The sequence below is a fragment of the Jannaschia donghaensis genome (assembly GCF_001403795.1).
Taxonomy (GTDB): domain Bacteria; phylum Pseudomonadota; class Alphaproteobacteria; order Rhodobacterales; family Rhodobacteraceae; genus Jannaschia; species Jannaschia donghaensis.
Genome location: NZ_CXSU01000012.1, coordinates 1,098,132 through 1,118,352 on the forward strand (window position 1 = coordinate 1,098,132; position 20,221 = coordinate 1,118,352).

Sequence of the window (20,221 nt, forward strand, 5' to 3'; positions counted from 1 at the left end):
ATAGGTCGTCGCCAGATGCCCCGCGTCGAACCGCCTGATGGGCCCGGCCCCCGATTGCCCATCCAGAAGCCGCGACCATGTCGCTTCGACCCCGCAGGCCAGCGGCGTCACCATTCCCAGTCCCGTCACGACAGCTCGGCGCATCTGCATTCCGCTTACCTCCACCCGGTTTTCTGCACCGATACACGCCGGGACCGCGCCCCTCAAGGCACGGTGCGGCTTCATCGTTTCGCGGTAGTCCTGCGCGCAGGTGGCTGGTCGCTGCGGCTCAGCGTCCCTCGAACTTCGCGGGTCGCTTCTCCAGGAACGCCATCACGCCTTCCTTGAAATCGCGTGAATGTCCGGCTTCGCCCTGCAATTTCGCCTCCAGTGCAAGCTGCGCATCCAGCGTGTTGTCGAATGACCCGCGCATCGCCCGTTTCACGTTCCGGTACGCCAGCGACGGACCACGCGCCAGGTGGGCGGCCCGTTCCTGCCAGACGTCGGCAAACCGCGCGTCGTCGACGGCTTCCCAGATCATGCCCCATTCGCTGGCCTGCGTGGCCGACACCGGCTCGGCGAACAGGGCCGCGCCCATCGCCTTGGCCATCCCCATCTGACGCGGCAGCCAATAGGTGCCCCCCGCATCCGGGATCAGGCCGATCCGCGTGAAGGCCTGCAAGAAAACCGCCGACCGCGTGGCGATCACCACGTCGCAGGCCAGCGCAAGATTCGCCCCCGCCCCCGCCGCCGGTCCGTTGACGGCGGCAATGGTCGGGATGGCGCAATCGAAGATGGCTTTCAGCATCGGCTCATATTCGTCGCGCAGCGTCCGCTCCAGGTTCAGGTTGTTGACGTTCGCCCGGTCGCCCAGGTCCTGACCCGAACAAAACGCCTTGCCCTTGCCCGTCATCACCAAAACCCGCGCTGTCTTTTCGGCGTCCTTCACCGCATGCAGGATCTCGGCGCGCATCTGCGTGGACAGGGCATTCATCACGTCGGGCCGCTGCAACGTCAGCACGGCCACGTCGTCGCGCGTGTTCAGGCGGATGGTTTCATAATCCATGGCGTCTCTCCCCGGGTGTTGCCGCGACCCTAGGGCGGGCAACGCAGCGGGGAAAGACCTACCTGACGGCACGGATCCGCCCGATGCTTAGGGCACCACCATCCTAATCAACGCGCGCTGCGTCGCGTCCGGTTTGCGGTTCACGCGGCGGTATTCGCTTCCGTCGCGCGTTCGCGTCAACATTCCCTCGCCCACCATTTCCCGGCGGATGCCGGCGGCATCCCGAAAGGTGCACAGCTCGTGGATCTCGGAGGAGATCGCCTGCTCGTTGCGCACGCCGCCGGGGTCCAGCCGCGCCCAGATCGGCCACAGGCACAGCAGCCGCAGGGATCGTTTGACCGGCCAACCCGTGAACCGTCCCTGCGCGTCGAACCGCGCGGCGGCCTTGCGCACGCGCGCCAGGTCGGGGGGCGCCTCGGCCACGTCTTCCGACCAGCCGTGGGCGGCCTTCAGGTGCTGAAAATTGCGATAACCCGCGGCACGCGCCACGGTGTTGAGCATCGTCTGGTGGGAGGATGATGCCTCGTCGGTCAGCTGACTGCGCAGGCCGCGCGCGAACAAGCTGACATCCTCGATCATCAGGGGGATTGCGTCCCTCGGCATGATAATTCTCCTGCCGTCGCCACGCCCCGTTGGGGTCAGGGGGGTCGCCTTTGCCCGTCGGACGACGGATCGGATCATCATGGATCGTTGAAATCTTGCAGGTTCAGCATGGGCAGATGCCCGGCGACGCCTCGGTGAACTGCGGACCGTGGGACCCGAATATCAGCCCTTGGACTCATCGTCCATCAGGGCCTTCAACTGCGCCTCCTCGGCCGCATTCAACGTCTCGCCGGGCGCGCGCTGCCGCGTGATCGCGACGACTGCCACCGTTCCCCCCAGCAGCAGAAGGACCAGCGGCGCGATCCACAGGATCATGTTCGACCCCCCGGTCGTCGGGTTCAGCAGGACATATTCGCCGTAACGCGCGACCAGGAAATCGATCACCTGCGCGTCCGTGTCGCCCGCGACCAACCGCTCGCGCACCAGCACGCGCAGCTCCCTGGCCAGCTCGGCACTGCTCTCGTCTATGGATTCGTTGCGACACACCAGACAGCGCAGACCTTTGGACAGGTCGCGCGCCCGCTCCTCCAGCACCGGATCGGCCAGGATCTCGCCCGGCTCCACCGCCAGCGCGGGGGACGCCAGCATCACGAACGCCGCGAACAGCGCGGCCCTCATTCCGCCGGCACCCCGTCCAGCCGCTGTCTGCGCGCGCCGGCCGCGACGCGGTACCGCCGATCGGTCAGCGATACCACGCCGCCCAGCGCCATGATGATCGCGCCTCCCCAAATCCAGTTGGCAAAGGGCTTGATATAGACGCGCACCGCCCAGCCGCCGCCGGTCTGCGCATCGCCGATCACGGCATAGACGTCGCGGGTGATGCCGCTGTCGATCCCGGCTTCGGTGGTGGGCATCTGCGCGACGGGATAGATGCGCTTTTCAGGGAACAGATGTCCCAATTCGGACCCGTCCTCATACGCCGTAAGATCGGCACGGGTGGCAAAGTAGTTCGGCCCCTGCACCCGCGTCACATCGTTGAGCACGACTTCGTAGCGCCCCAGCGTCAGCGTGTCGCCAATATCCAGAACCGCAATCTCCTCCTGTTGCCAGGCGGTCAGCGCGGCAACGCCGAAGATGGTGATGCCAAGGCCCCCGTGGGCCAACGCCTTGCCCCAATCGGCCCCCGGCAGGCGGGTGACCCGGCCCAAACGCTCCGACCAGCGGCCGCGCCCCGTGCGCGTCGCCAGATCGACCAGTGCCCCGGCCACCAACCAGACACCCAGCCCCGCCCCCAGGGGGCCGCCCAGCGAATTGCCGGTCTGCATCGCCCACACCAGGCCCGTGACCGCCAGCGCCAATATGGCGACCGGGATCAGGTTGCGCAGCGCGGCGGCCCGACCGCGTTTCCACGGCAGGATCGACCCTAGCGGCAGGATCGCGGCAAGCGCGATGACGAAGGGCGTAAAGGCCGCATCGAAAAACGGCGGTCCGACCGACAGCGTCCGATCAAACGCCAATTCGGCCACCAGCGGCCAGATCGTGCCGATGAAAACCACGAAGCAACTGACCGCCAACAAAAGGTTGTTCGCCACCAACGCCGATTCCCGGCTGACGACGCCAAAGACGCCCTTGGCCTGCATCACCGGCGCACGGACGGCATACAGCAGCAGCGCGCCCCCGGTGAAGAAGCCCAGGATCATCAGGATGAAGACGCCCCGTTCGGGGTCGTTGGCGAAGGCGTGAACGCTGGTCAGAACGCCCGAACGCACGATGAACGTCCCGATCAGGCTGAACCCGAAGGCCAGGATCGCAAGCAGGATCGTCCAGGCCTTCAACGCCTCCCGCTTCTCGACCACGATGGCGGAATGCAGCAGCGCAGCGGCGATCAGCCACGGCATGAACGACGCGTTCTCCACCGGATCCCAAAACCAGAACCCGCCCCAGCCCAGCTCGTAATAGGCCCACCAGGAGCCCAGCGCGATGCCCACCGTCAGAAAAAGCCACGCCGCCAGTGTCCAGGGTCGCACCCAGCGGCCCCACGCGGCATCGACCTTGCCTTCCAGCAACGCGGCCACCGCAAAGCTGAACGCCATGCTCAGGCCGACATAGCCGAGGTATAGGAACGGGGGATGGAACGCCAAGCCGGGGTCCTGCAACAGCGGGTTCAGATCCTCACCGTTGAACGGCGGCACTTCCAGCCGGGTGAACGGGTTCGAAGTGAAAAGAATGAATGCATAGAACGCCACGCCAACACTGGCCTGCACCGCCAGCACGCGCGCCTTCAGCGTCGCGGGCAATTGCCCACCGAACCACGCGGCGGCCGCCCCGAACAGCGCCAGGATCAGCACCCAGAGCAGCAGCGACCCCTCGTGATTTCCCCAAACGCCCGACACCTTGTAGAGCATCGGCTTGTCGGTGTGCGAGTTCAGCACCACCAGTTGGAGCGAGAAGTCCGAGGTCACGAAGGCATAGGTCAGCGCCGCAAAGCTGAACGCGACCAGCGCCACCTGCGCGGTCGCGGCCGGGGATGCCACGGCCATCCAGCCGCTCCATCCCTTCCAGGCCCCGATCAGGGGAACCAATGTCTGAACGATGGCCACCGCGAAGGCGACGATCAGGGCGAAATGTCCAAGTTCTACGATCATGCCCCTGACCTACGACACCCGCGCCCCCACGCCAATGGGGCGCGGCGCGGGGTCGCGCTCACATGGTAGTCAGTCGCGGTCGGCCTCCCACGCGCGCAGCGCCGGATTGACCTCTGCGTCGTCGTCAAAATCGTCGGCATGCCAGGCGGAATGGACCGGCGCGGGCCGAACCGGGATCGGGACCGGCTCGGGCCGTCGCAGATAATGCAGCTCCCGCGCGCCGAAATAAAAGCCAACGATCGCGCCCAGCAACCACCACAGCGGGTCGGGCACATAGGCCAGCCCCTCCATCCGCGCGGCAAAAGCCAACGGATCGGCCATCGCGAACACGAACAGCGCCAGCGTCCCCAGCGCCAGCATCGGGCGCGGCAGGCGATTCAACCCGTCGACGAACCGATCGAACAGACCGCGGCGCTCCAGTTGGAATTCCGCCCCCAACTGGTCCAGCGCCGCCTTCTGCGCCTCATGGCCCAGGCGGTTCGCCTGGGTCGCATTGGGATGAAACACCTCTGCGATGCCCCGTGCCGCACGGCCCAACGTCTCGACCGCGCCGGTGCCCGCGACCAGCCCGCCAATCATGCCCATTTCGCGGTCCGCGCGCGATGCTCGGCCTCCGACAGATGGAATTTGGCGGCGATGAAATCCTCGGCCCGCACGATCCAGCCACCTTTGCCGCCATCCCGGCGGCGCGCGTATTTGCGCGACGACGGACGCCGGTCAGCCAGCGCATAATACCAGTTGCGCCGCGCGATGCCGTAGGCGTCGGCGATATGGTTCGGTGCCTCCTCGTGCGCGGCGCGGGCGGCGGCTGCCGTCTTGGGCCCGATCCGCCCGTCGACGGCCACGTTCTGTCCCATGCGGCGCAGCAGCCGTTGCAGGATCTTCACGGCATTCGCCCCCGAATTCACCTGCATGTCGAAGACCGACGCCTGCAGGACATCCGGCAACATGTCGATGCGGACACGGTGGAAATAATGGTCGACGAAGATGTCGATCGCCCGGTCGCGGGTCAGGGCGCGCACATCGCGCGCATCCACGTCGCCGTCCGCGTCCAGATCCAGGCCCAGCCCCCGCATCGTATGGATGGTGACGCCGTGGTTGGTCGCCCCGCCCGGATCGTCCGGGTCGTCGACATAGCCACCCTCGCGGGTGACGATTTCTTCTGCGATGGCACGAACCGATAACATGGCCCGACCTCCCGTGCTCAGTTGCGTGAGCGTCGGAAGGTCTGGCCGAGCGGTTAACGAATCCCTGCCGAACGGGTCACTGCGCGCGCACTGCTGTCAGCGCGACATCCAGCGTGACGGCAAAGCCCACGCTCGATTCGTCCGGATAGGTTTCCCCCATCCCGAAATCGCGCCGATCCAGCGCGGTCTGGCCGGTCATGGTCGCCGTGTCATCCACGATTTCCAGCGTGAACGGCAAGGTCAGCGGCACCTCGACCCCGCGCAGGGCCAGCGTGCCGTCCGCGACATAGCCCGCACCCTCCGACCGGATGTCCGCCGTATATGTCGCCGTCGGAAACTCTCCCGCGGACAGAAACTCGGCTCCGGTCGCCTGCGTCGTGACCGACCCCAGCGTCAGCGACCCGGTGGCGACCGACACTTCGACCGTCCCATGGGTGCCGTCCGCCCGTGCGTCCTCGTCGAAATCGATGGCCGCCTGCCAGTCCGTGAAACTGCCCGTGACCGGGCTGCCCAACTGCGTGACCGTGATTGACAGCGTCCCCTCCTGCACGGTCCAGTTCGACTCCGCCTCGACCTGCGCCGTGCCCGATGCCACGGCCGTCTGCGCGGGGACCAGGGCGAGCCCCACGACAAGCGTTGCCGCCCAGACACCCACCGCAGCGATCAACGGCACGGCATGCGCACGCGCCGCCGCCAGCGGGCCGGGATCGGCCCCGCGCCACATGCGGGCGAACGTTTTGTCCTTGTCGACGACCACATGCTTGATCGTGCCGACGACGTGCAGAACGACGGATGCAATCAGGACCTTGACGAAGGTAGTATGCAGAACGCCCAGCGTCCGCGACAATTCCGCATCCTTGCCCAGACCCGGCAATCCCTGCCCAAACGGCCACCAGATCGGCGCGAATCCTTCTGCCGTCGCGTGATGCGTCCAGCCCAGCAAGGGCACGATCACCAGTGATCCATACAGCAGCCAATGCACCGCCGCCGCCAGCATCGCCTCGGCCCCGCCATGCAGTGGGCGTGGGCGCGGCTGCGTCACGGCCCAGAGGATGCGGGCGACCGCGATGAAGAAAATCGTCACACCCACGGTCTTGTGGAAGGAAAACAGCCAGGCCTTCCGCGCCAGTTCCGCATCGGTGTCGAAACCCGCGTCATACGCCAGATTTCCCAGCACCGCCGCCGTGACGATCAGGACGGCGATCGACCAGTGGAACGCCCGCTCCACCCAGCCATAGGTGGATGTCGTGTTGGTCGCTTGCGTGCGGCGGGACATGTGTCGGCTCCGTCTGTTCGGGACTTGGGCCAGATCTAACACCGATGCCCGGGCCGGCCATCATTCAAATGCGCACAGACCCGGTGCAGGCTTCACAGCGCCACGCGTCATCGGTAGACCCGGCTGAAACGAGGGGGAACACCATGAGCAGAGCATTCGTCTTTCCGGGACAGGGCGCGCAGACCATCGGCATGGGCCGCGATCTGGCCGACGCCTATCCCGCCGCCCGCGCCGTCTTTCAGGAAGTTGACGACGCGCTGGGCGACGATCTGTCGGGCCTGATCTGGTCTGGCGACGCCGATCAACTGACGCTGACCCGAAATGCGCAGCCCGCGCTGATGGCCACATCCATCGCCGCCCTGCGCGCGTTGCAGGCCGAGGGCATCACCGTCGCCGATCACGCGGACTTTGTCGCCGGACATTCCCTTGGCGAATATTCCGCGCTGGTCGCCGCCGGCTCCATCACCCTGCCCGACGCGGCCCGCCTGTTGCGGATCCGCGGTGAGGCAATGCAAAGCGCAGTCCCCGTCGGCGTCGGCGCGATGGCCGCCCTGCTGGGTCTGGGGTTCGAGGACGCCAAAGCCGTCGCCGAGGAGGCCGCGCAGGGCCAGGTCTGCACCGCGGCCAATGACAACGACCCGTCGCAGGTGGTGGTCTCCGGCCACCGCGAAGCGGTCGAGCGCGCCCTCGACATCGCCAAGGAGCGCGGGGCCAAGCGCGCCATGCTCCTGCCCGTGTCCGCCCCCTTCCACTGCGCCCTGATGGAGCCTGCGGCCCGCGCGATGGCCGAGGCGCTGGATGATGTGGAAATCGAACGGCCCACAGTACCGCTCATCGCCAACGTCACCGCACAGCCCGTCACGGACACCCACCTCATCCGCTCCTTGTTGGTCGACCAGGTCACGGGCTCGGTCCGCTGGCGCGAAAGCGTCGCCGCCATGGCCGATCACGGCGTCACCGAAATCTGGGAAATCGGCGCGGGCAAGGCGCTGTCGGGCATGATCCGGCGGATCGATAAATCCATCGCCACACGCAACATCGGCACCTCTGCCGATGTCACCGCGGCGAAAGAAGCACTTTAAGAAAGGCTCGCAGATGTTTGATCTGACAGGAAAATGCGCTCTCGTCACCGGGGCGTCCGGCGGCATCGGGGCCGAAATCGCCCGCGTGTTGCACAGTCAGGGGGCCGTCGTCGGTCTGTCGGGCACGCGCGAAGATCCGCTGACCGCCCTCGCCGCCGACCTGGGCGACCGCGCCCACGTCCTGCCGTGCAACCTGTCGGACGCCGATGCCGTGAATGCCCTTCCCAAACAAGCGGTTGAAGCGATGGGCAGCGTCGACATCCTGATCAACAATGCCGGCATCACGCGCGATAACCTGTTCATGCGCATGTCCGAAGACGAATGGGCCGACGTCATCAACGTCAATCTGACCTCCGCCTTTCGGTTGTCCAAGGGCGTGCTGCGCGGAATGATGAAGGCCCGTTGGGGTCGCATCGTCAACATCAGCTCCATCGTCGGGGCCACGGGCAATCCCGGCCAAGGCAATTACGCGGCGTCCAAGGCGGGCATGGTCGGCATGGGCAAATCGCTCGCCTACGAAGTGGCCAGCCGCAATATCACGGTGAATACGGTCGCCCCGGGTTTCATCGCCACGCCGATGACTGACAAGTTGACCGACGATCAGAAATCCAAGATCGACGATCAGATTCCCGCCGGTCGCATGGGCACGCCGGGTGAAATCGCCGCCGCCTGTGCCTATCTGGCAAGTGAAGAGGCTGCATATGTCACCGGGGCCACGATCCACGTGAACGGCGGCATGGCGATGCTCTAGGCGTGTGCCGGACAAACGATTTGCCATCCATGCGCCCCATGATATAGGCGGCGCACCACTTCGGGGGCGACCCCGGTGCCCGGCGTTTCGGGCAACCCGGCATGGGGTCACGGACATGCACAGACGCCCTTCGGGGCTTTGAGATGAGGTAGAGACATGAGCGACATCGAGGACCGCGTCCGCAAGAAAGTCGTCGAGCACTTGGGCGTCGAGGAAGACAAGGTAACCGAGAACGCGTCGTTCATCGACGATCTCGGGGCCGACTCGCTCGACACCGTCGAGCTTGTCATGGCGTTCGAGGAAGAGTTCGGGATCGAGATCCCCGACGATGCCGCCGAGTCGATCCAGACATTCGGCGACGCCGTCACCTTCATCAAAGCCAACTCCTGATTGCGCGCGTCGCTCCGGCGGCTGCGGATTGCGGAACCAAGGGCGCCCCACGGGGCGCCTTTTTGCGTCCCCGCCAGGGTGGTACGGTGCGCCGAAACATGAGGCACGAGACATGAGCGTCGGCATCTTCGACAGCGGCCTGGGCGGCCTGACCATCTGGGACGCGGTCACGCGGGCGCAGCCGGACCTGGCCGTCACTTACTATGGCGACAACGCGAACGCCCCCTATGGCGTGCGCACGCCCGACGATATCCACGATCTGACCCGCCGCGCCGTTCACGATATGTGGGACAAGGGCAGCGATCTTGTCGTGCTGGCCTGCAACACCGCCTCCGCCGCGGCCCTGCGCCGGATGCAGGAAGCGGGCGTGCCCGACGGCAAGCGCGTGCTGGGCGTCTTCGTGCCCTTAATCGAGGCGTTGACCGAACGCGACTGGGGCGACAACACTCCACCGCGCGAAGTTGACGTCAAACAGGTCGCCCTGTTCGCGACCCCCGCCACCGTCGCCAGCCGCGCGTTTCAGCGCGAACTGGCTTTCCGCGCCATCGGCGTCGACGTGGAGGCGCAGGCCTGCGCGGGCGTCGTCGACGCGATCGAGGACGGCGACATGATCCTGGCCGAGGCGATGGTGCGCAGCCACGTCGACGCCCTGCGCCGCAAGATGCCGCACCCGCAGGCGGCGATCCTGGGATGCACCCATTACCCGCTGGTGCAGGACGCGTTTCAACGCGCGCTGGGCGCGGATGTGAAGGTCTTCAGTCAGGCGGATGTTGTCGCGGCCAGCCTGAACGACTATCTTTCCCGCAGGCCCGAGATGGCGCGCGGCGGTCAGACCCGGATGCTGACGACAGGCGACCCCGACCTCGTCTCGGCCCGCGCGACGCAATTTCTGCGCCGTCCCTGCACGTTCGAGGCTGCCTGACATGAGATCGCTCAAGAAAACCCGCCGCATCCAGATCCTGGCCCTGGCCGCTGTTGCGCTGGCCGGATCGACGGCGTTGATGATCTACGCATCCCAGGACAGCTTCAATTTCTTCCGCGCGCCCAGCGAAGTCGCCGCGAACCCGCCGCCCGCCAACGAGACGTTCCGCATCGGCGGCCTGGTCGAGGAAGGAACGCTGGTGCGCGGATCGGGCACTACTATAACCTTCAACGTGACCGACGGCGGCGCGTCGATCCCCGTGGCGTATACCGGCGTTCTGCCCGACCTCTTCGGCGAGGGGGAGGGCATGGTCGGCACCGGCCGCTTCGACGGCACCGCCTTCCAGGCCACCGAAATCCTGGCCCGTCACGACGAAACCTACATGCCAAAGGAAGTGATCGACGCCCTGAAGGAACAGGGCACCTACGTCGATCCGGACGCGACGCCCGAAAGCTGACGCGGGTGAATTCCGACACATTGCGGGCGGCCGGCTGGATGGTGGGCAGTGTGCTCTCCTTCACGTCCATGGCCGTCGCGGGCCGCATGGTCAGCACCTCCCTCGACACGTTCGAGATTATGCTGTTTCGGTCCTGCGTCGGGGTGGTGGTCGTGCTGACGCTGGCCTTCGCCACCGGCGCCTTCCGCAGCATCACCACCCGCAACCTGCCGATGCAGGTGATCCGCAATGTGACGCATTTCACCGGCCAGAACCTGTGGTTCTACGCTATTACGCTGGCTCCTTTAGCGCAGGTCTTCGCGATGGAATTCACGTCGCCGCTCTGGGTGCTGTTGCTGGCCCCGCTGATCGCGGGCGAAGCGGTGCGGCGCGTGCAATACGGCATCGCCGTTATCGGATTTGCCGGGGTTCTGCTGGTGGCGCAGCCGTTTTCGGGCACGGTGTCGCCCGGATTGCTCTACGCTGGATTGGCGGCGGTGTTCTTTGCGCTGACCAACCTGCTGACCCGCCGCCTGACGCGGGACGAAACGGTGACCGGCATCCTTTTCTGGCTGACCACGCTGCAGCTTCTATTCGGTCTGGTCACGGCCGGTTACGACGGCGACATCGCGCTGCCGACGCCCGCGAACTTGCCTTGGGTCGTGGTGATCGGTCTGGCTGGGCTCTGCGCGCATTGGTGCCTGACGAACGCGCTGCGGCTTGCCCCCGCGTCCACGATCATTCCCATCGATTTCGCCCGCCTGCCGCTGATCGCGGTGATTGGCGCTCTGTTCTTCGCCGAAGCGCTCGATCCGATGGTTCTGCTGGGCGGCGCGGTGGTTTTCGCGGCCGCTTGGGCGAATCTGCGGCTGGCCCGATCCGCCTGAAATGTGGACGCGGGCGGAAAGATGTTGCGCGAACGCCATAGTTTTTGACCCTCGGAACCCTGACGGGGCCGTGACGTAGGGTTTGATTTGCCGAAACCCCGGCAAGGCATAAACGCTGTGCTCAGAAATAAGGCGCGGACCGGAGGAGGTTTGGTCACGCGCCGTATCGTGCCCCCCAACGCGGGGGTCGTTCAAGGGAAGAGGACAGACACATGAACCGTTTCACGCTCGCCGTCGTCGCGACGATTGCCGGAGCCGCCACCGCCACCGCCGGGGGGCTCGACCGCTCGGGCCAGGGCATCGACATCCTGTTCGAGGAAGGCACACTTGCAGAGCTTTCGCTCGGCTTCGTCAATCCGTCGGTCAGCGGCGTCGACGAAATGCCCGGTTATCTGACCGGCGCTGGCACGCCCGGCGGAAACCCGAACTTCGGGAACGGCACCGGCAACGTCGCCGACAGCTTCGCCACCGGCAGTCTGGCCGTGAAGCAGCAGATCAATGAGCGCGTTTCCTTCGCGCTGATTCTTGATGAGCCTTACGGATCCGATGTCTCCTACGCCCGCACCGGCGATCTCGTCGCGTCTGCCTTGCCGACAGCTAACCCATTGTCGGCCATTCCGGTCGAGGGCAGCGCGCTTGGCGGCACTCGCGCCATCGTGGACAGCTTTGCGGTCACCGCGTTGGGCCGCTACGAATTCGGCAACGGCTTCAGCGCCCACGGCGGCCTGCGCTACCAGGAGATTGAAGCGGACGTGTCTCTTGGCGGTCTCGCCTACGGTGGCCTGAACGGCTATCGCGGGGAATTCGAGGCTGACGGTGCGTTCGGCTACGTTGTCGGTGTCGCCTACGAACGCCCGGAGATCGCCCTGCGCGTCGCTCTGACCTACAACTCCAAGATCGACCACGAGCTGCGCACGACCGAGACTTTGTCCGGTCAGGCCGTGACCGCCGGGACCAGCACCACGGACGTTCGCGCGCCCGAAAGCTTGAACCTCGACTTCCAGAGCGGTGTGGCCCCCAAGACCCTCGTCTTCGGCTCCATCCGGTACGCCAAGTACGAAGATCTCATCGTGTCGCCGGCATTCTTCGACCTTGCCGTGAACTCAGGGGAACTCGTCACCGGACCCGGGGGCGGTCTGGTCAACGCGCCCACCGACGGGGACAGCCTCACGTCGGTCGAAAATTCGATCGACGTCGAAATCGGCGTCGGCCGTCAGCTGACCGATCGTCTGGCCGGTTCGGTTGCGCTGGGCTGGTCGTCCTCCGGGGACGACAGTCTCGTTTCGCCGCTGGCACCGACCAACGGGTCGACCTCGATCGCGCTGGGTGCCTCGTATCAGGTCACCGATGCCGTGAAGCTGTCGGGCGGCGTGCGCTACACCCGCCTGCGTGATGCCGATCCGGAGACGGGAACACCCGACGTCGCGCGCGCCTCCTTCACGGACAATGACGTCGTCGCCGTCGGCCTCAAGATCGGCTACAGCTTCTGATCCCATCCCGCACCGCACACCACCGACGCCCCGCCCTCACTGGTGGGGCGTTTTGCGTTTGGCGCAGGTTCCGGGTGGCGCAGCCCCGAAACGGCGCGTAGCCATCCGGTCATGAGCACCCGCGACATCCCCAACCGCGCCTGGGCAGAGCTTGCCGTGCTGTCCCTGATCTGGGGCGGCAGCTTTCTGGCCATCCGCACCGCACTGGACGAAATTCCCTTCGTAACGTCCGTCGCCTACCGCGTGGGCATCGCCGCCTTGGTCCTTTGGGCCTGGGTCGCGCTGCGTGGGCTGGCCGTGCCACGCGATCCGCGGATCTGGCGCGCGCTTCTGGTCATGGGTCTGCTCAACAACGTTGTCCCATTCAGCCTGATGGCCTGGGGTCAGCTGCATATCGAAACCGGGCTGACGTCGATTCTGAATGCGGGCACCGCCGTCTTCGGCGTTTTGGTGGCGGCGCTGCTGCTGGCGGATGAGCGGCTGACTTTGCGGCGTGGTGTCGGCGTGGCCCTGGGCTTCTTCGGGGTGGCGACCGCCATCGGCCTCGAAAACCTGACCGACCTCGACCTACGCTCCCTGGCCCAACTGGCCGTCGTCGGCGGCACCATCAGCTATGCACTTGCGGGCGTCTGGGCGCGGGTCAACCTGCCGGGCCTCGCCCCGCAGGTTTCGGCGGCCGGCATGCTTACCGGATCGTCGCTCGTGATGATCCCGGCGGCCCTGCTGATCGATGGGCCGGTTTTGCCGCGACAGCCCGACACGATCCTTGCCATCGCCTATTATGCCGTGATCGCCACTTCCGTCGCCTACCTGCTCTACTTCCGCGTTCTCGGAATGGCGGGCAGCGGGAACACCATGCTGTGCACGCTGCTGGTGGCCCCCGTCGCGATCCTGCTGGGGGCCTGGGTCCGGGACGAGGTGCTTTCACCCAATGTCTATCTGGGCTTCGCCCTTCTGGCGCTTGGCCTCGCCATCCTGGACGGGCGCGTGTTGCGCGCGTTCCGGCGGCGCGCTACCCCCGATTCATGATCTACGACAGCCCGCAGTCCTGGCACGACGCCCCGCAAAAGCGCATCTCCCTCTTCGGCATGTCGGGGCTGGGCAAGACGCATGTCAGCCAGATCCTGCGCAGCGGGGGGGAGTGGTTTCACTACTCCATCGATTACCGCATCGGCACCGGATACCTGGACGAATACATCAACGACGATTTGAAGCGTCACGCGATGAAGGTGCCGTATCTGGCCCGCCTGCTGCGCACCGACAGTATCTACATCGGCCCCAACATCACCTTCGAAAACCTCAGCCCCCTGTCCGCGTTTCTGGGTCAGCCCGGCGACACGTCCAAGGGCGGCCTGCCATTCGGCGAGTACGCCCGCCGGCAGGAGTTGCATCACCGTGCGGAGGTGAACGCCCTGCTCGACACGCCGCAGTTCATCGAACGCGCGCGCGACATCTACGGCTACGACAACTTCGTCTGCGACACCGGCGGCTCTATCTGCGAGGTGGTGGACCCCGAGGATGCCGCCGATCCGGTCATGGCGACACTGGCCGCCAACACCCTGCCCGTCTGGATCGAAGGCACGCCCGATCACGTCGAAACGCTGGTCGCGCGCTTTGCCGGCGCGCCCAAGCCCATGTGCTACCGCCCTGAATTCCTGAACGCCAAATGGGCGACGCATGGCGGGGATGATGTCGACCCCGACGCATTCGCCACCGCCACCTACCGCGACGCGATCACCGCGCGGCACCCGCGCTATGCGGCCATGGCGCGCAACTGGGGCATCACGGTTCAGGCGGCCGACGTGGCGACCGTCCGCGATGCCGCCGATGTGATTGCGCTTGTGGCGGCGGGCATTGGCAACGCCGTGCGCAATCCATAATTCAGGCCCTCCAGACGGACCGGACCCGATATGCCCATTACCTTGCCCCGCGACCTGCCCGCCTATGACGTCCTCGATAGCGAAGGCGTCATGGTCATGTCCGACGTCGATGCCATTCGGCAGGATATTCGGCCCCTGCGCATCGGGCTTTTGAACCTGATGCCGATGAAGATCACGACCGAAACGCAGTTCGCCCGCCTGATTGGTGCGACGCCGCTGCAAATCGACCTGACCCTGATCCGCATGTCCGAACATCAGTCGCGCCATACCTCGCCCGCGCACATGGAAGAATTCTATCGCCCCTTCCAGGCGATCAAGGATCAGAAGTTCGACGGCTTCATCATCACAGGCTCCCCGATCGAACATCTACCGTTCGAGGATGTCACCTATTGGGAGGAGCTGTGCGAGATCATGGATTGGACCCAGACCAACGTCCATTCAACCTTCGGCGTGTGCTGGGGCGGCATGGCGATGGTATGGCATTTCCATAAGGTGCGCAAACATCTGCTGGCGCAGAAGCATTTCGGTTGCTTCAAAGTCCGCAACGAAGCCCCTTCCTCCCCCTATCTGCGCGGCTTTTCCGACGAATGCGTCATCCCCGTTTCCCGCTGGACCGAAGTGCGCCGCGCCGAGGTCGAGGCGGCGGGCATGAATGTTTTGCTGGGATCCGACGAAACCGGTCCCTGCCTGATCGAGGATGTGGCCCACCGCGCGATCCACATCTTCAACCATTTCGAGTACGACAGCGACACGCTGGCCACGGAATATCAGCGTGATATCGCCAATGGCACGCCGATCAACGTGCCGGGAAACTACTATCCCGGTGACGATCCGGCGCAGCGGCCGGTCAACCTCTGGCGAAGCCACGCCAACCTTCTATATGGCAACTGGATCAACCGGATTTACGTCACCACACCCTACGACGCCGGCCTTATCGGGCGCTGCAAGCAGGTTCTGGGACGCGATCCGACGCCGCTTTGACGCGGCACCAGACGACAGGAGCGACGTGTGATGCGACGTGCATTTTTGACCGGTGCCCCCCTGCTGGGCCTGACGGCGCTGGGCGGGTCGGTCCTTCGGGGTCGCGCCGCAGCCCGCGAGGCTGAATTCGAGGCGGCGTTCCCGCCCCAAGGCGAAATCCTGGATGTGGACGGCGTGCCGGTCCACGCGGTCGTGCGCGGAACCGGCCCCGATCTGGTGATGCTGCACGGCGCGTCGGGGAATTCGCGCGAATTTACCTTCGCGATGATGGACCGCCTGTCCGACCGCTATCGCTGCATCGCCTTCGACCGGCCGGGTCTGGGCTATACCGGTCATACCGATCCGAAATACGCGTCCGCCTTTAGCAGTGATGCCGAAAGTCCCGCGGAACAGGCCGCCCTTCTGTCGCGCGCCCACGCCCAGATCGGCGAAGGACCTCCAATTGTCCTGGGGCACAGCTTCGGCGGCACCATCGCGCTGGCCTGGGGGCTGGATCATCCGGCGCGGGCGCTTGTCCTTCTCGCCGCGCCGTCCAACGAATGGCCGGGCGGTCTGGGCGCGCTCTATGCGGTCAATTCCTCCGCACCCGGCGGTGCCTTCGCGGTGCCCTTGCTGACCGCGACGGTGTCCGAAGACCGGCTGCGCGCGATCACGGAAAACATCTTCGCGCCCGATCCCATGCCCGACGGCTATTTCGAACATCTGGGCGGGCAGCTGACCCTGCGCCGCGACAGCCTGCGGTCCAACGCGCGTCAGGTGAACGGGCTCAAGCCGCATATCCTCGAGATGGAGAAACGATACGCCACCCTCACCCTCCCGATCGAGATGGTGCATGGCACCGCCGACACCATCGTGCCCGCCGACATCCATGCGAAGGTTCTCATCGATATGGTGCCCGACGGCAATCTGACCCTGCTGATCGGGGTCGGCCACATGCCGCACCACGCCGACCCCGATGCCGTCATCGCCGCGATCGACCGGGCTGCCGACCGCGCCGCGTGAAGGCACTGGTAATTCTGTGCGTCCTGCTGGCGACGCCCGCGCTGTCTGCCCCGACGGCCGCCAAGGTGGCGCGATTGACCTGCCTGATGATCGCCCGCGACCTTGGCATCGCCGCGCCGAATTTCACCGCAGCAGAGCCGACCAAACCGACCCCTGCCACCGCCGCCGCCTGGGCGCAGGCCCGGTCAGACGTCGACGCCATGCCCTATTCCGAGGCGCGCACGATCTGGAACCGGGCCTGCGCCGGCGCCACGGGGCGCACTAACTGGCCGATCCTGCCTGATCCGATGCGCCCAACCCTTCTGCGCGTCGACGGAACCGCCCTGCGCGTCACCGGCATCATCCGGCCCGGTTTCGTCCGCCGGTTGCGCCGCACGCTGGACGCCAATCCGCAGATCACCCGCATCGCGCTGACCAGTCCCGGTGGCCTTCTGGACGAAGCGTTCTCCGCCGCCGACCTGATCCGGCGGCGCGGTTTGGACACGACCTTGATCGGTGGCTGTTTCTCGGCCTGCGGGTTTGTCTTTCTGGGGGGTGCGTCCCGCGACATTCCGGTGACGCATTGGCCGCTGGGGTTTCACCAGGCGGCTTGGCGCGACGGTCAGGCCATCTCGATGATCCATCCGGTGCAGGTTCGCATGATGCTCAGCCTGTCGTCACTGGGGGTGGAGACGCAGACGATCATGGGCTGGATCACCGCCGCCGGACCCGGAGAGATGTTCATCCCCGACACCGCGCAGATCTGTGCCGCCGGCATCGCGCCCCTGCCCGGCTGCGGCGCAAAGGACCGCCGCGCCCGTTGACGCCCCCGCCCCCGCCTGCGCAAACCAGACATGACAGGAGACGATCATGCCCAAGCCCTTCGACGCCGCGATCACCAAATTCTTCGAGGATGAGGCCCCAAAGGACGTCCGCAAGGCGATCGAGAAGTCGGGCAAAAAGGACATCATCGTCGAGGGCTATCCCTACGACGAGCGTCTGGACCGCGACGATTACGAGGATCAATTGGCCGCCCTGCAGATCGAACTGGTCAAATGCCAATCTTGGGTGGCCGCGACCGGTGCGCGCGTCGCGGTGGTGTTCGAGGGGCGCGACGCCGCCGGCAAGGGCGGGACGATCAAACGCTTTCGCGAAAACCTCAACCCGCGGATCTGCAAGACCGTGGCCCTGTCTAAACCGACCGAGGACGAGGCCGGGCAATGGTATTTCCAACGCTACGTGCAGCACCTGCCGACCGCCGGTCAGATCACGCTTTTCGACCGATCCTGGTACAACCGCGCCGTGGTCGAACACGTCTTCGGCTTCTGCACCGACGCGGAGCGGGAGAAGTTCTTCGACCAGCTTCCCGCCTTCGAAGAGATGCTGGTGGACGAAGGCATCATCTTCGCCAAGCTCTGGCTGAACGTCGGTCAGGCCGAGCAGTTGCGCCGCTTCCTATCGCGCGAAGACGATCCGCTCAAGCAGTGGAAATTGTCGATGATCGACGTGAAGGGTTTGTCCAAGTGGGACGACTACACCAACGCCATCGAGGAGACGTTCGCCCGCAGCCATACCGACGACGCGCCCTGGACGGTCGTGCGCTCCGACGACAAGCGGCGCGCACGGCTCAACGCCATTCGCAGCGTCCTGTCCCGGATCGACTACGACGGGCGCGACGACAAAACGCTCAAGATCGATCCGAAAATCGCGGGCGGCCCCGAGCTTTGGCTTGCCGGTGCCTAAACGCGGCTACCACCACGGCAATCTGCGACAGGCGCTGGTCGACGCGGCCCTGTCGCTGATCACCGAAAAGGGGCCCACGGGCTTCACCCTGTCGGAAGCGGCCAAATCGGCGGGCGTGACGCCGGCGGCCGTGTACCGTCATTTCGACGGGCGCGAACAGCTCATCATCGAATGCGCGTTGCAGGGCCACGCGATCTTCGGCGACCTGATGGAATATGCCTATCGCAACGGTCAGCCATCGGCGTTGGCAGCTTTCGGGGCGACGGGGCGCGCTTATCTCGCTTTTGCGCGCAAATATCCCGGTCACTACATGGCGATGTTCGAATCCGGCCTGTCGCGCCATGCCACGCCGGAACTCAGCCGCGCCGTGGGCCGGTCGCGCGGTATCCTCGAAATGGCGGCCGAGGCGTTGTCCCAGCATATTCCCGCCGATCGACGCCCGCCCGCCACGATGTTTTCGTCACATATCTGGGCGATGTCGCACGGCGTGGTCGAGCTTTTCGCGCGGGGCAATCCGGGCGGCAACGCGCCCTTCCCGCCCGAGGACCTGCTGGAGGCGGGGATCGGCATATATCTGCGCGGGCTTGGATTGATCGAACCCGATTCCTGACCGTCCCAAGATCGACTCGATTTAAAGCTTAAAATTCCACGCCGCACCTGTCCGCGTGGATCAGGGGGATGTCTGTTTAGCCATGTGATGGGCGGCTTTCTGTGCGCTGGTGCGCTTACATCCGCCTATCCCGACAGTTCCGTTTGTTGAAGGCGAGGTCGCGGCTTCTTATCTCGACCTCACAGGGAGGATCGGACCGAACCAGGCATCACACCCAAGCGGAGCCTGCGCATCGCGCTGGACCCGCCCACATCAAAGGACTGACCGCATGAAAACCTTCGTCACCGGCCTTATCGCCGCCGCCGCGCTGACCGCGCCCGTATATGCCGAAGTCGCCACCGGACCCGCCGCCGCGATCGCCCATTTCAACCAGGATGCCGACAGCCAGGATGGCCGCAGCATCCTGACCGACGGCAGTACCGGCGTCACCGTCTCGACCCGCTCGGGCAACACGGGCGCGGCGTTCGATCTGTTTAATGCGCAGGCCGACAGTCAGGATGACGTTCGCGGCCAAAACGGCGGGACCAGCTTCTCGGGGCGGGCCCCCGTCGCTTCGGACATCTTCTCCGACATCGCGGCGGCCAGTTCCGAAGACGAATAGGCATCAGGGTTACGACGCGCTACGTCTCTCACCCCGGCGCGTCGCAGCATCGCCCCCGTCTCCCCGGCGGGGGCGATTGCGGTTCGCCCCTAAAGCAGTGTGCCCTGTTCGGGCGGTGCGGGTTTGCCGCCCTTGCGCGGCTTCGCGGCACTGCCCTCGGTCACGGCATCCAGCGTTTTGTGGTCCGCGAATTCCAGTGTCACCCGACCCGCGGCCCGCGCCTCGTCGTGACCCAGGATCGCACCCTCCGCGTCGCGGACCAGGACGAAACCACGGTCCAACGTCCGCTCGAAACTCAGGGTCTGCAAGATACGGCCAAGGGCCGCCACCCGCGCGCGCTCCGCCCGGTGGCGATCGTCGGCCCCCTTAAGCAGACGTTCGAACGCACGCCCGACGCCGTCGCGGCCGCGATGGGTCTGACGCGCGATGGGATCTGGGCGCAGACGGGCCGCGACACGCGCCAGATCGCGGTCCCGCGTGGCCAGCCGGTTGCGCAACCCCGGCCCCAGCCGCATCGCCGCCTGGTCCAGCCGGCGCCGCTGTTCCAGCAGTCTGGTCGACAGGGCCGCAGGCGTCACGCGACCTTCCAGTCGCGACAGCGCGACCCGCGCCTGCGCCGTGCGCGCCCGCAACGCCGCCGGCAGCCGGTCGGACGCCAGATCCAGCCGTTGGCGTGGCCCCGCCAGAACCGCATCCGGTCGGGGCAAACCCCGCGACAGATCGGCCAGCCGCTGTCCCTTGCCCGTGACCAGCGCCCGCGCCGCCCGCGTC

At 66.0% G+C, this 20,221-nt stretch carries 24 protein-coding genes; 15 read left to right on the top strand and 9 right to left on the bottom strand.

The genetic code is table 11. The features are described from left to right. The 8 genes from JDO7802_RS18595 to JDO7802_RS14655 all read right to left on the bottom strand — a co-directional run. On the bottom strand, window positions 1-144 hold a 144-nt coding region (locus JDO7802_RS18595), incomplete at its 3' end, for a beta-ketoacyl synthase N-terminal-like domain-containing protein (RefSeq protein ID WP_275934869.1). 124 nt (window positions 145-268) lie between these two features. Next, window positions 269-1,045, bottom strand: coding sequence for an enoyl-CoA hydratase-related protein (locus JDO7802_RS14625; RefSeq protein ID WP_055086685.1), 777 nt, complete (start codon window positions 1,043-1,045; stop codon window positions 269-271). Window positions 1,046-1,132: 87 nt separating this feature from the next. Then, on the bottom strand, window positions 1,133-1,648 hold the full coding sequence (locus JDO7802_RS14630; protein WP_055086686.1) for a DUF2087 domain-containing protein: 516 nt from the start codon (window positions 1,646-1,648) through the stop codon (window positions 1,133-1,135). Window positions 1,649-1,810: 162 nt separating this feature from the next. Next, complete coding sequence (locus JDO7802_RS14635) at window positions 1,811-2,266, bottom strand: cytochrome c-type biogenesis protein (protein WP_055086687.1); 456 nt, start codon at window positions 2,264-2,266, stop codon at window positions 1,811-1,813. Beyond that, the gene (locus tag JDO7802_RS14640; RefSeq protein WP_055086688.1) at window positions 2,263-4,233 is read right to left on the bottom strand and encodes a heme lyase CcmF/NrfE family subunit; all 1,971 of its coding nucleotides are present in this window, start codon (window positions 4,231-4,233) and stop codon (window positions 2,263-2,265) included. Before JDO7802_RS14640 ends, JDO7802_RS14635 begins: the two co-directional genes overlap by 4 nt. Before the next feature lie 69 nt (window positions 4,234-4,302). Continuing rightward, window positions 4,303-4,818 (bottom strand): holin family protein, encoded by a 516-nt coding sequence (locus JDO7802_RS14645; protein ID WP_055086689.1) that lies wholly within the window; start codon window positions 4,816-4,818, stop codon window positions 4,303-4,305. Next, window positions 4,809-5,420, bottom strand: coding sequence for a holin-associated N-acetylmuramidase (locus JDO7802_RS14650; RefSeq protein ID WP_055086690.1), 612 nt, complete (start codon window positions 5,418-5,420; stop codon window positions 4,809-4,811). Before JDO7802_RS14650 ends, JDO7802_RS14645 begins: the two co-directional genes overlap by 10 nt. 76 nt (window positions 5,421-5,496) lie before the next feature. Then, entirely contained in the window at window positions 5,497-6,696 is a 1,200-nt protein-coding gene (locus JDO7802_RS14655) for a cytochrome b/b6 domain-containing protein (RefSeq protein ID WP_055086691.1), read from the bottom strand. Between the two features lie 143 nt (window positions 6,697-6,839). On the opposite strand from JDO7802_RS14655, the gene fabD reads away from it, so the two are divergent. The 15 genes from fabD to JDO7802_RS14730 all read left to right on the top strand — a co-directional run bounded on the left by fabD (window position 6,840) and on the right by JDO7802_RS14730 (window position 19,450). Then, complete coding sequence (fabD, locus tag JDO7802_RS14660) at window positions 6,840-7,778, top strand: ACP S-malonyltransferase (RefSeq protein ID WP_055086692.1); 939 nt, start codon at window positions 6,840-6,842, stop codon at window positions 7,776-7,778. A gap of 13 nt (window positions 7,779-7,791) precedes the next feature. Continuing rightward, window positions 7,792-8,529, top strand: a complete 738-nt coding sequence (gene fabG / locus JDO7802_RS14665; protein ID WP_055086693.1) for a 3-oxoacyl-[acyl-carrier-protein] reductase — start codon at window positions 7,792-7,794, stop codon at window positions 8,527-8,529. Between the two features lie 156 nt (window positions 8,530-8,685). Next, window positions 8,686-8,919 carry an acyl carrier protein gene (locus JDO7802_RS14670; protein ID WP_055086694.1) on the top strand — a complete coding sequence of 78 codons (234 nt, stop codon included), beginning with the start codon at window positions 8,686-8,688 and terminating at the stop codon, window positions 8,917-8,919. Window positions 8,920-9,031: 112 nt separating this feature from the next. Further along, a complete protein-coding gene (locus JDO7802_RS14675; protein ID WP_055086695.1) occupies window positions 9,032-9,841 on the top strand; it encodes a glutamate racemase in 810 nt (269 codons plus the stop codon). A 1-nt stretch (window position 9,842) separates the two neighbouring features. Next, window positions 9,843-10,298, top strand: a complete 456-nt coding sequence (gene ccmE, locus JDO7802_RS14680; RefSeq protein ID WP_055086696.1) for a cytochrome c maturation protein CcmE — start codon at window positions 9,843-9,845, stop codon at window positions 10,296-10,298. Between the two features lie 5 nt (window positions 10,299-10,303). Beyond that, window positions 10,304-11,164: a DMT family transporter gene (locus tag JDO7802_RS14685; RefSeq protein WP_306455366.1), complete on the top strand. Its 861-nt coding sequence runs from the start codon at window positions 10,304-10,306 to the stop codon at window positions 11,162-11,164. Window positions 11,165-11,376: 212 nt separating this feature from the next. Then, window positions 11,377-12,654, top strand: a complete 1,278-nt coding sequence (locus JDO7802_RS14690) for a hypothetical protein (RefSeq protein WP_055086698.1) — start codon at window positions 11,377-11,379, stop codon at window positions 12,652-12,654. Window positions 12,655-12,765: 111 nt separating this feature from the next. Further along, a complete protein-coding gene (locus JDO7802_RS14695) occupies window positions 12,766-13,683 on the top strand; it encodes a DMT family transporter (RefSeq protein WP_055086699.1) in 918 nt (305 codons plus the stop codon). Beyond that, window positions 13,680-14,534 (top strand): hypothetical protein, encoded by an 855-nt coding sequence (locus JDO7802_RS14700; RefSeq protein WP_055086700.1) that lies wholly within the window; start codon window positions 13,680-13,682, stop codon window positions 14,532-14,534. Before JDO7802_RS14695 ends, JDO7802_RS14700 begins: the two co-directional genes overlap by 4 nt. Window positions 14,535-14,564: 30 nt before the next feature. Next, entirely contained in the window at window positions 14,565-15,515 is a 951-nt protein-coding gene (locus JDO7802_RS14705; protein ID WP_055086701.1) for a homoserine O-succinyltransferase, read from the top strand. 30 nt (window positions 15,516-15,545) lie between these two features. Continuing rightward, window positions 15,546-16,517 (top strand): alpha/beta fold hydrolase, encoded by a 972-nt coding sequence (locus JDO7802_RS14710; protein ID WP_055086702.1) that lies wholly within the window; start codon window positions 15,546-15,548, stop codon window positions 16,515-16,517. Then, window positions 16,514-17,320: a hypothetical protein gene (locus tag JDO7802_RS14715; protein WP_055086703.1), complete on the top strand. Its 807-nt coding sequence runs from the start codon at window positions 16,514-16,516 to the stop codon at window positions 17,318-17,320. The genes JDO7802_RS14710 and JDO7802_RS14715 overlap by 4 nt, the downstream gene beginning before the upstream one ends. 46 nt (window positions 17,321-17,366) lie before the next feature. Beyond that, the gene (gene ppk2 / locus JDO7802_RS14720; RefSeq protein WP_055086704.1) at window positions 17,367-18,239 is read left to right on the top strand and encodes a polyphosphate kinase 2; all 873 of its coding nucleotides are present in this window, start codon (window positions 17,367-17,369) and stop codon (window positions 18,237-18,239) included. Then, window positions 18,232-18,849 (top strand): TetR/AcrR family transcriptional regulator, encoded by a 618-nt coding sequence (locus tag JDO7802_RS14725; protein ID WP_055087273.1) that lies wholly within the window; start codon window positions 18,232-18,234, stop codon window positions 18,847-18,849. The genes ppk2 and JDO7802_RS14725 overlap by 8 nt, the downstream gene beginning before the upstream one ends. 268 nt (window positions 18,850-19,117) lie before the next feature. Next, window positions 19,118-19,450, top strand: a complete 333-nt coding sequence (locus JDO7802_RS14730) for a hypothetical protein (RefSeq protein ID WP_055086705.1) — start codon at window positions 19,118-19,120, stop codon at window positions 19,448-19,450. 89 nt (window positions 19,451-19,539) lie between these two features. Here JDO7802_RS14730 and JDO7802_RS14735 read toward each other — a convergent pair. Further along, on the bottom strand, window positions 19,540-20,221 hold a 682-nt coding region (locus JDO7802_RS14735; RefSeq protein WP_275934863.1), incomplete at its 5' end, for an exodeoxyribonuclease VII large subunit.

Excerpts from the sequence above, each read along its gene's own strand:
- JDO7802_RS14635 (WP_055086687.1), bottom strand. The coding sequence starts at position 2,266 with ATGAGGGCCGCGCTGTTCGCGGCGTTCGTGATGCTGGCGTCCCCCGCG.
- JDO7802_RS14695 (WP_055086699.1), top strand. The coding sequence starts at position 12,766 with ATGAGCACCCGCGACATCCCCAACCGCGCCTGGGCAGAGCTTGCCGTG.
- JDO7802_RS14630 (WP_055086686.1), bottom strand. The coding sequence starts at position 1,648 with ATGCCGAGGGACGCAATCCCCCTGATGATCGAGGATGTCAGCTTGTTC.
- JDO7802_RS14670 (WP_055086694.1), top strand. The coding sequence starts at position 8,686 with ATGAGCGACATCGAGGACCGCGTCCGCAAGAAAGTCGTCGAGCACTTG.
- fabG (WP_055086693.1), top strand. The coding sequence starts at position 7,792 with ATGTTTGATCTGACAGGAAAATGCGCTCTCGTCACCGGGGCGTCCGGC.
- JDO7802_RS14705 (WP_055086701.1), top strand. The coding sequence starts at position 14,565 with ATGCCCATTACCTTGCCCCGCGACCTGCCCGCCTATGACGTCCTCGAT.
- JDO7802_RS14700 (WP_055086700.1), top strand. The coding sequence starts at position 13,680 with ATGATCTACGACAGCCCGCAGTCCTGGCACGACGCCCCGCAAAAGCGC.
- ppk2 (WP_055086704.1), top strand. The coding sequence starts at position 17,367 with ATGCCCAAGCCCTTCGACGCCGCGATCACCAAATTCTTCGAGGATGAG.
- JDO7802_RS14710 (WP_055086702.1), top strand. The coding sequence starts at position 15,546 with ATGCGACGTGCATTTTTGACCGGTGCCCCCCTGCTGGGCCTGACGGCG.
- JDO7802_RS14645 (WP_055086689.1), bottom strand. The coding sequence starts at position 4,818 with ATGGGCATGATTGGCGGGCTGGTCGCGGGCACCGGCGCGGTCGAGACG.
- JDO7802_RS14625 (WP_055086685.1), bottom strand. The coding sequence starts at position 1,045 with ATGGATTATGAAACCATCCGCCTGAACACGCGCGACGACGTGGCCGTG.
- JDO7802_RS14690 (WP_055086698.1), top strand. The coding sequence starts at position 11,377 with ATGAACCGTTTCACGCTCGCCGTCGTCGCGACGATTGCCGGAGCCGCC.
- fabD (WP_055086692.1), top strand. The coding sequence starts at position 6,840 with ATGAGCAGAGCATTCGTCTTTCCGGGACAGGGCGCGCAGACCATCGGC.
- JDO7802_RS14640 (WP_055086688.1), bottom strand. The coding sequence starts at position 4,233 with ATGATCGTAGAACTTGGACATTTCGCCCTGATCGTCGCCTTCGCGGTG.
- ccmE (WP_055086696.1), top strand. The coding sequence starts at position 9,843 with ATGAGATCGCTCAAGAAAACCCGCCGCATCCAGATCCTGGCCCTGGCC.
- JDO7802_RS14650 (WP_055086690.1), bottom strand. The coding sequence starts at position 5,420 with ATGTTATCGGTTCGTGCCATCGCAGAAGAAATCGTCACCCGCGAGGGT.
- JDO7802_RS14655 (WP_055086691.1), bottom strand. The coding sequence starts at position 6,696 with ATGTCCCGCCGCACGCAAGCGACCAACACGACATCCACCTATGGCTGG.
- JDO7802_RS14675 (WP_055086695.1), top strand. The coding sequence starts at position 9,032 with ATGAGCGTCGGCATCTTCGACAGCGGCCTGGGCGGCCTGACCATCTGG.
- JDO7802_RS14730 (WP_055086705.1), top strand. The coding sequence starts at position 19,118 with ATGAAAACCTTCGTCACCGGCCTTATCGCCGCCGCCGCGCTGACCGCG.